Source organism: Streptomyces sp. NPDC025618, assembly GCF_055558795.1.
Genome location: NZ_JBVHLW010000079.1, coordinates 1 through 9,146 on the forward strand (window position 1 = coordinate 1; position 9,146 = coordinate 9,146).

6 protein-coding genes are annotated in these 9,146 nt (G+C 71.8%); 3 read left to right on the top strand and 3 right to left on the bottom strand.

Annotation, left to right across the window (positions count from 1 at the left end):
• The first annotated feature begins 188 nt into the window (after positions 1–188).
• The gene (locus ACZ4A5_RS31210; RefSeq protein ID WP_467591637.1) at positions 189–3,017 is read left to right on the top strand and encodes a DEAD/DEAH box helicase; all 2,829 of its coding nucleotides are present in this window, start codon (positions 189–191) and stop codon (positions 3,015–3,017) included.
• Positions 3,018–3,340: 323 nt separating this feature from the next.
• Here the strand turns inward: ACZ4A5_RS31210 and ACZ4A5_RS31215 are convergent, their stop codons facing one another.
• The 3 genes from ACZ4A5_RS31215 to ACZ4A5_RS31225 all read right to left on the bottom strand — a co-directional run bounded on the left by ACZ4A5_RS31215 (position 3,341) and on the right by ACZ4A5_RS31225 (position 5,875).
• Positions 3,341–3,982 (bottom strand): hypothetical protein, encoded by a 642-nt coding sequence (locus tag ACZ4A5_RS31215; RefSeq protein ID WP_467591640.1) that lies wholly within the window; start codon positions 3,980–3,982, stop codon positions 3,341–3,343.
• Between the two features lie 56 nt (positions 3,983–4,038).
• Positions 4,039–4,884: a siderophore-interacting protein gene (locus ACZ4A5_RS31220; protein WP_467591643.1), complete on the bottom strand. Its 846-nt coding sequence runs from the start codon at positions 4,882–4,884 to the stop codon at positions 4,039–4,041.
• A gap of 67 nt (positions 4,885–4,951) precedes the next feature.
• Positions 4,952–5,875 (bottom strand): 5'-3' exonuclease, encoded by a 924-nt coding sequence (locus ACZ4A5_RS31225; protein WP_467591649.1) that lies wholly within the window; start codon positions 5,873–5,875, stop codon positions 4,952–4,954.
• Positions 5,876–6,119: 244 nt separating this feature from the next.
• Between ACZ4A5_RS31225 and ACZ4A5_RS31230 the strand changes: the two genes are divergently transcribed.
• Positions 6,120–7,238 carry a quaternary amine ABC transporter ATP-binding protein gene (locus ACZ4A5_RS31230; RefSeq protein WP_467591645.1) on the top strand — a complete coding sequence of 373 codons (1,119 nt, stop codon included), beginning with the start codon at positions 6,120–6,122 and terminating at the stop codon, positions 7,236–7,238.
• The gene (locus ACZ4A5_RS31235; RefSeq protein ID WP_467591647.1) at positions 7,231–9,039 is read left to right on the top strand and encodes an ABC transporter permease/substrate binding protein; all 1,809 of its coding nucleotides are present in this window, start codon (positions 7,231–7,233) and stop codon (positions 9,037–9,039) included. Before ACZ4A5_RS31230 ends, ACZ4A5_RS31235 begins: the two co-directional genes overlap by 8 nt.
• Positions 9,040–9,146: the final 107 nt, after the last annotated feature.

A 9,146-nucleotide genomic window follows, 5' to 3' on the forward strand; every position in this document is an offset into this window, starting at 1 on the left:
TCGCTATGCGGCTACCCTGCTCCCTCCCCTCCCCCCCCCCCCCCCCCCCCCCCCCCCCCCCCTTCCCCCCCCCCCTCCCCCCCCCCCCCCCCCCGGCGTATCCGGTCCGCCTCCTCGGAGCCCGCGCCACCGGTGCTCGATAAAGATCGGGTGCGCTGTCAGGGGTGCCCGGTAGGCTCGTACACAAGATGACCGACGACATGTCCCCTGCTGAGCGCTACGCCCTGTCCCGGGCCCGCGCCGCCGAGCAGGCCACCGCGCTCGCCCCCTTCCGCGAGATGTACGAATTCGAGCTCGACCCCTTCCAGATAGAGGCGTGTCAGGCCCTGGAAGCGGGCAAGGGCGTGCTGGTCGCGGCGCCCACCGGCTCGGGCAAGACCATCGTGGGCGAGTTCGCCGTCCACCTCGCCCTCACGCAGGGCCGCAAGTGCTTCTACACCACGCCGATCAAGGCGCTGTCGAACCAGAAGTACAGCGATCTCGTCAAGCGCTACGGCGCCGCCAAGGTCGGCCTGCTGACCGGTGACAACAGCGTCAACGCCGACGCCCCGGTGCTCGTCATGACCACCGAGGTGCTGCGCAACATGCTCTACGCGGGTTCGCAGGCGCTCGACGGCCTGGGCTATGTGGTCATGGACGAGGTGCACTATCTCTCCGACCGCTTCCGCGGCGCCGTGTGGGAGGAGGTCATCATCCACCTCCCGGACTCGGTGACGCTGGTGTCGCTGTCCGCCACCGTCTCCAACGCCGAGGAGTTCGGCGACTGGCTGGACACCGTCCGCGGTGACACCGAGGTGATCGTCTCCGAACACCGGCCCGTGCCGCTGTGGCAGCACGTGCTCGCCGGCCGGCGGATGTACGACCTCTTCGAGGAGAAGGACAGCCCCGAGGGCACCCCCGGCGCCGGGCGCCGCGAGGTCAACCCCGACCTGGTCCGGCTGGCCCGGATGGAGAACAGCCGCCCCTTCGCCGGTCGCGACCGGCGCCGCGGCAAGAATCTCCGCGAGGCCGACCGCGAGCGCGAGCGCCGCCAGCGCAGCCGGATCTGGACCCCCAGCCGCGTCGAGGTCATCGAGCGGCTGGAGGCCGAGGGCCTGCTGCCCGCCATCACCTTCATCTTCAGCCGGGCCGGCTGCGAGGCCGCCGTCCAGCAGTGCATGTACGCCGGACTGCGGCTCAACGACACCGAGGCGCGGGCCAGGGTCCGTGAGATCGTCGAGGAGCGCACCGCCTCCATCCCCGACGAGGACCTCCACGTCCTGGGCTACTTCGAGTGGCTGGAGGGGCTGGAGCGGGGCATCGCCGCGCACCACGCCGGGATGCTGCCCACCTTCAAGGAGGTGGTCGAGGAGCTCTTCGTCAAGGGCCTGGTCAAGGCCGTCTTCGCCACCGAGACCCTCGCGCTGGGCATCAACATGCCGGCCCGCTCGGTCGTCCTGGAGAAGCTCGTCAAGTGGAACGGCGAGCAGCACGCCGACATCACCCCCGGCGAGTACACCCAGCTGACGGGCCGCGCCGGGCGGCGCGGCATCGACGTCGAGGGGCACGCGGTCGTCCTGTGGCAGCGCGCCATGGACCCCGGCGCACTCGCGGGCCTGGCCGGCACGCGGACGTATCCGCTGCGGTCGAGCTTCAAGCCGTCGTACAACATGGCGGTCAACCTCGTCTCGCAGTTCGGCAGGCACCGCTCGCGGGAGCTCCTGGAGACCTCCTTCGCGCAGTTCCAGGCGGACAAGTCGGTCGTCGGCATCTCCCGGCAGGTGCAGAAGAACGAGGAGGGCCTGGCGGGTTACCGCGAGGCCGTCACCTGCCACCTCGGCGACTTCGAGGAGTACGCGCGGCTGCGCCGCGAGCTCAAGGACCGCGAGACCGAGCTGGCCAAGCACGGCGCCAGCCAGCGCCGGGCGGCCGCCGCCGCGGCGCTGGAGAAGCTCAAGCCGGGCGATGTCATCCACGTGCCCGCCGGGAAATACGCCGGCCTGGCCCTCGTGCTCGACCCCGGGCTGCCCGCGGGCCGCACCGACCGGCACCGCGGCTTCGACCCGCACGACGGGCCCCGCCCGCTGGTGCTCACCGCGGAGCGGCAGGTCAAGCGGCTGGCGCCGATCGACTTCCCGGTGCCCGTCGAGGCTCTGGAGCGGATGCGCGTCCCCAAGTCCTTCAACGCCCGCAGCCCGCAGTCCCGGCGCGACCTCGCCTCCGCGCTGCGCACCAAGGCCGGGCACATCGTGCCCGACCGGCACCGCAAGCAGCGGGCGGCGGCCGCCGACGACGCCGAGATCACCCGGCTGCGCACCGCCATCCGCGCGCACCCGTGCCACGGCTGCAACGACCGCGAGGACCACGCCCGCTGGGCCGAGCGCTACCACCGGCTGCTGCGGGACACCCGCCAGCTGGAGCGCCGCATCGAGGGCCGGACGAACACCATCGCCCGCACCTTCGACCGCATCTGCCGGCTCCTGACCGACCTCGGCTATCTGCGCGCCGACGAGGTCACCGAGGACGGCCGCCGGCTGGCCCGGCTCTACGGCGAGCTGGACCTGCTGGCCTCGGAGTGCCTGCGCGAGGGCGTCTGGGACGGCCTCCAGCCGGCGGAGCTCGCCGCCTGCGCCTCGGCGCTCGTCTACGAGGCGCGCATGGCCGACGACGCGGCTCCGCCGAAGCTGCCCGCGGGCCCGGCGCAGGCCGCGCTCGGCGAGATGATCCGGATCTGGGGCCGCCTCGACGCGCTGGAGGAGGAGCACAAGATCAACCAGGCGGAGGGCGTCGGCCAGCGCGAGCCGGACCTGGGCTTCGCCTGGGCCGCGTACCGGTGGGCGCAGGGGCACGGGCTGGACGAGGTGCTGCGTGACATCGAGATGCCGGCGGGGGATTTCGTCCGCTGGTGCAAGCAGTTGATCGATGTCCTCGGTCAGATCGCCGCGGCGGCTCCGCAGGGGAGTCCTGTCGCGCGGAACGCACGCAAGGCGGTCGACGGGTTGCTGCGGGGGGTTGTGGCTTACTCGTCGGTGGGGTGAGGTTCGCTGTGGCTTGCGGCGGGCTTTTTCCCCAGCCCCGCCCCTTCCCGGCTGCATCTGATGTGCGGCTCCGCCGCGTGGGGGGGGAGAGAGAGACCCCCGGGCCCCCAGCGCCCTGCGGGCGCGTCCTCAAACTTCCCCAGCTACCGCTGGGAGGTGCCCCCACGGGCTGGATATCGCGGACCGTAGCCGCATATTCAGCCCGTCCGGCGTTTGAGGACAACGCGGCGAAGCCGTGTTGCGGGGGTCTGGGGGCTGGCCCCCAGTTTCGGGAAGGGGCGGGTAGGGGAAAAAGCCCGCCGCAGGCGCACACGCCCCCGGCCTCACCACCCCCCGTCAGACTCCTCCCGCTCCGCCGAGCCCAACCGCGCCCGCCGCCGCACCAACGCATACGTCCCCAGAGCCGTGAGCGCCGCCGCCGCGACCGCCGACCCCGCGCTCACAGCGACCAGCGCCCCCGTGCTCATGCCGGAGGACCCGGAGTCCTCGTCCTCCTGGAGCGCGGCCTCGCTCGTCTTGTCCACGGCGTCGGCGTAACTCCTGGGCCCGGCGCAGAAGTCGCGGTTGCCGGGGTCCATCTCCGGCACCACTGTCAGGTCGACGGTCCGCACGGCCTCGCCCTCGCCGTGGTCCTTGAGGGCGACCGGGTACGTGCCGGGCGTGATGTCGCAGAGGACGACGGCGGCGCCCATCGCGTAGCGCCGGCCGTCCTTGCCCTCCTGGAACCGCTTCGCCTTGATCTTGATCGTCTTGGCGAAGGCGGGGGATTCCAGCGTCACATAGCCGTTGTTGTCGTCGAGGGTCCCGTCCTGCACCGTCACGGTGAACGTGGCCTCCCGCCCCCGCTGCGTGGGCTGCTGGCCGGTGACCTCCCAGGACGGGTCGGCGAAGGCGCCGGGCGCGGATATGAGAACGAGCGCGGCGGTGGCCGCGCTCGTCAGGGCCATGCGGGCGGGGGTCTTCATGCGGTGAGGATATCGACGGCGGTAAGCCCCACCAGGGGGCGGGCCACCGCTCCCGCCTAGGCGGCCGGGCCCTCCTGCTCCGCCTCCACCTGCTGGTTCCACTCCCGCTTGGACGCCTGCCAGCCGTCCTCGTCGTGGCCGCGGCGCCAGTAACCCGATATCGACAGACGCTCGCGCGGCACCTCGCGCTCGACCCGCAGGAAGCGCCGGAGCTCCTTCACGAAGCCCGCCTCGCCGTGGACGAAGGCGTGGACGTTCCCGGGCGGGAAGTCGAGCGAGCACACCGCCTTGACCAGCGCCTCGCCCACCGGGGCGCCGTCGCGGTGCAGCCAGGTGACCTCGACGCCCGCGGGCAGGTCCAGGCGCTGCTCCTCCGACGCGTCCGCGACCTCGACGAAAGCGTGCACCGGCACCCCGGCGGGCATCCGCTCCAGGGAGGCGGCGATCGCGGGCAGCGCGCTCTCGTCGCCCGCCAGGAGGTGCCAGTCGGCGGCCGGGTCGGGGGAGTAGGCGCCGCCGGGGCCGAGGAAGCGGATCTCCGCACCCGGCCGCACGGAGGCGGCCCAGGGGCCGGCGAGGCCGTCGGCACCGTGGACCACGAAGTCGATCACCAGCTCGCGCCGCTCGCGGTCGAAGGCGCGCACGGTGTACGTCCGCGTGCTGGGCCACTGCTCACGCGGCAGGTCGCGGCGGATGACCTCCATGTCGAACGGCTCCGGGTAGGTGACACCGGGCACCGGGAAGAGCAGCTTCACATAGTGGTCGGAGTGCTCACCGGCGGCGAAGTCCGCGAGGCCCTCGCCGCCCAGGACCACCCGCACCATGTGCGGCGTCAGCCGCTCGGTGCGCACCACGTGCGCGCGAGTGAGCTGCGGCTTCTTCCGGACGGGACGGTCTGCCATGGCGGTCTCCCCTGTACACGCTGACGAGGACGCACGCGGGCATCCTCCTAAGTAAGGCACACCTAACTTAGCAGGGCCGGTCCGCGAGCACCGTCAGAAGCCGCTGGAGCGAACCGCCCAGCCCCCACCGCTCGGCCAGTGCCTCCAGCGCCATCGGGTCGCGCGGCTCACCGGGCAGCGCCGCGTCGAAGGGGGCCAGCGGCACATCCGACGCGACCCGCACGACCTTCGGCGCCACCGCCAGATACGGGCGGGCCTCCAGCAGCCGCTTGCGCTGCGTCGGAGTGAGCTTGGACGCGGGGTCGTCGGCCGCGGCCATGATCCCGGCCAGGTCGCCATGGGCGGCCAGCAGCTTCGCCGCCGTCTTCTCGCCGATGCCCGGCACCCCCGGCAGGCCGTCGCTGGCATCACCCCGCAGCAGCGCGAGATCCGCGTACCCGGTGCCGTCCACCCCGTACTTCTCCCGCAGCAGTGCCTCGTCCACGGTCTGGAGGGTGCCGACGCCCTTGAGCGGATACAGCACCCGGACCCCGCGCCGGTCGTCCACCAGCTGATAGAGGTCGCGGTCGCCGGTGACGATGTCCACCGGGCCGGGCGCCCGGCCCGCGAGGGTGCCGATCACGTCGTCCGCCTCGTACCCCACGGCGCCGATCCGGGCGATGCCCACCGCGTCCAGCACGCTCTCGATCACCGGCACCTGCGGGGAGAGGGTGTCCGGGGTCTCCTCGACATATTCGGTGGCCTGCCCGCCCTCGACCTCCTCCGCGACGCGGTGCGCCTTGTAGGACGGGATCAGGTCGACCCGCCACTGCGGCCGCCAGTCGAAGTCCATGCAGGCCACCAGGTCGTCGGGCTGGTGGTCCTGGACCAGGCGGGCGATGAAGTCGAGCAGGCCGCGCACCGCGTTCACCGGGGTGCCGTCCGGTGCCCGAACGGAATCCGGCACACCGAAATAGGCGCGGAAATACAGGGAAGCGGTGTCGAGGAGCATCAGGCGTCGCGTCACGGGTCGATGATGCCGCATCCCACTGACACTCCCCGGTCACTCCTGACCGCGGATGTGAAGTGGATCACTGTTCCGTTTGCCCGGATTGATCGGGGGCAGGCGCGGCACCGGAGCGGACCTCGCCGCCACGCAACGGGCGGCGGGCACGCGGACCGATACCGCACCGCTCCACGTCCGGGCCCGCACGGGGGCAGCCGGGACGTTCCTGAGTTCGACCCGAGAGGTGTATGTGTCCAGGCTTCACGCCGAGCACCTGTACAAAGTGTTCGGCAAACGACCCGAAGCGGCCGTCCAGCGGCTCGAAGGCGGCGCGAGCCGTGACGAGCTGCGCGCCGACGGCACCACCGCGGCGGTCATCGACGCCTCCTTCGAGGTGGAGGCCGGCCAGATCTTCGTGGTGATGGGTCTCTCCGGATCCGGCAAGTCCACGCTGCTGCGCATGCTGAACGGCCTGCTGGAACCGACCGCCGGACGTGTCCTCTACGACGGTCAGGACCTGACCGCGCTGGCTCCCCGCGAGCTGCGTGAGGTCCGTTCCCGCAGCATCAGCATGGTCTTCCAGCACTTCGCGCTCTTCCCGCACCGCAGTGTGCTGGAGAACGCCGCGTACGGCCTGGAGGTGCAGGGCGTGCCCCGCCAGGAGCGCGAGGAGCGGGCCGCGGAGGCCCTGGAGCTCGCGGGCCTCAAGGGCTGGGAGACCTCCTGGCCCGACGAGCTGTCCGGCGGCATGCAGCAGCGCGTGGGCCTCGCCCGCGCGCTGGCCACCGACGCCGACCTGCTGCTGATGGACGAGTCCTTCAGCGCCCTCGACCCGCTGATCCGCCGTGACATGCAGGACCAGCTGCTGGACCTCCAGACGCGGCTGAAGAAGACCATCGTCTTCATCACCCACGACCTCAACGAGGCCATGCGCCTGGGCGACCGGATCGCCGTCATGCGTGACGGCCGGATCGTGCAGAACGGCACGGCCGAGGACATCCTCGTCCGGCCCGCCAACGACTACGTCGCCTCCTTCATCCAGGACGTCGACCGCTCCCGGGTCCTCACCGCTGGATCGATCATGGCCGACTCCACGGCCCCCGGCAGCGACCGCGAGGTCATCGACGCCGCGCCCGCCACGGTCACCGCCGAGACCCCCGTGCACGAGCTGTTCGCCCCCTTCTCGCACAGCGACCTCCCCGTCGCCGTCACCGACGAGCGCGGCGAGCTGGCCGGTGTGGTCACCCGCGACCGGCTGCTGTCGGCCCTCGGCGACGAGCCGAAGGTCGTCCCGCAGCAGGCCGCCGCCCCCGAGGCCGCCGCCCCCGGGACGTCCGAGCCGAAGGCGGAGGTGACCGCCCGTGCCTAGGATCCACTTCGGCAACTGGGTCGAGTCCGCCGTCAGCTGGCTCCAGACCCACCTCAGCTGGCTCTTCGACGCCATCAACACCGTGCTGACCGGGGCGTACGACGGTGTCGGCACCGTGCTCGGCGGCCCGCACCCGCTGATCATGGCGGGCATCCTCGCCGTGATCGCCTGGTGGCTGCGCGGCCTCCTGCCCGCTGTCCTCACCTTCGCCGGCCTCGCGCTCGTCGACTCCTTCGGCCTGTGGGACCGGGCGATGTCGACGCTGTCCCTCGTCCTCGTCGCGAGCCTGATCACCCTCGTGATCGCCGTGCCGCTGGGCATCTGGGCCGCGCGCAGCCGCACCGTGAGCAATGTGCTGCGGCCGGTCCTGGACGTCATGCAGACGATGCCCGGCTTCGTCTATCTGATCCCCAGCGTGATGTTCTTCTCGATCGGGCCCATCCCCGGCCTGATCGCGACCGTGGTCTTCTCGATGCCGCCCGGCGTGCGCATGACCGAGCTCGGCATCCGCCAGGTCGATGGTGAACTGGTCGAGGCCGCAAAGGCGTTCGGCACCACGCCGCGCGACACCCTCACCCGGGTCCAGCTGCCCCTCGCCCTGCCCACGATCATGGCGGGCATCAACCAGGTGATCATGCTGGCGCTGTCCATGGTCGTCATCTCCGGCATGGCGGGCGCGGGCGGTCTCGGCGAGGCCGTCTACGCGGCGGTCACCCAGGTCGACATCGGCGGCGGTGTGGAGAGCGGCCTCGCGGTCGTCATCCTCGCCATCTACCTGGACCGCATGACCGGCGCGCTCAACCAGCGGGTCTCCCCGCTCGGCCGCCGGGCCCTGGCCAAGGCGGCGGCGACGGCGCGGGGCGCCTCGTTCCTGCGCTACCGCCCCGGCACGGCCGTGGCCACCGTCGGCGTCGTCGTCCTCGCGCTCGTCGCGGGCGGCATGAACCTCGCCGGGAGCGGCGACGGCAAGCAGCACGTGGCCGCCGGCAAGAACGTCGGCGACGGCAAGCGGATCAAGCTCGGCTACTTCCCCTGGGACGAGGCCGTGGCCACCACCTACCTCTGGCAGAACATCCTGGAGGACCGGGGCTTCAAGCCGGACATCAAGCAGCTCGACCCCGGCCCGCTCTACACCGCGCTCGCCCAGGGCCAGATGGACGTGCAGTTCGACTCCTGGCTGCCCACGACGCACAAGCAGTACTGGGACCGCTACGCGAACCAGCTCACCGACCTCGGCTCCTGGTACGGGCCGACGTCGCTGGAGCTCTCCGTGCCGTCCTACGTCAAGGGCATCGACTCGCTCGCCGACCTCAAGGGCAAGGGCGCGCAGTTCGGCGGGAAGATCATCGGCATCGAGTCCAGCGCCGGCATGATGGGCACCCTCAACGACAAGGTGCTCAAGGCGTACGGCCTCGACGGTGAGTACAAGGTCGTCTCCTCCTCGACCGCCACGATGCTCGCCGAGCTCGACCGCGCGGTCAAGAAGAAGGAGCCGATCGTCACGACCCTGTGGACCCCGCACTGGGCGTACGGGAAGTACGACCTCAAGAAGCTCAAGGACCCGCAGGGTGCCTGGGGCAAGGGCGAGCAGATCCACACCGTCGCGAAGAAGGACTTCGGCAAGGACTTCCCGCAGGCCGCGGAGTGGCTGAAGAACTTCAAGATGTCGGACAAGGAACTGGCGTCGCTGGAGGTCGCGGTCAAGGACGGCGGCAAGGGCCACGAGAAGGATTCGGCTCGCCGCTGGCTGGACGCGCATCCGGGCATGGAGGATAAGCTGGCGCCTGTGCCGGCGAAGTAGCTCTGGGCTCAGGGGGGCGGGGGGGGGGGGGGGGGGGGGGGGGGGGGGGGGGGGGGGGGGGGGGGGGGGGGGGGGGGGGGGGGGGGGGGGGGGGGGGGGGGGGGGGG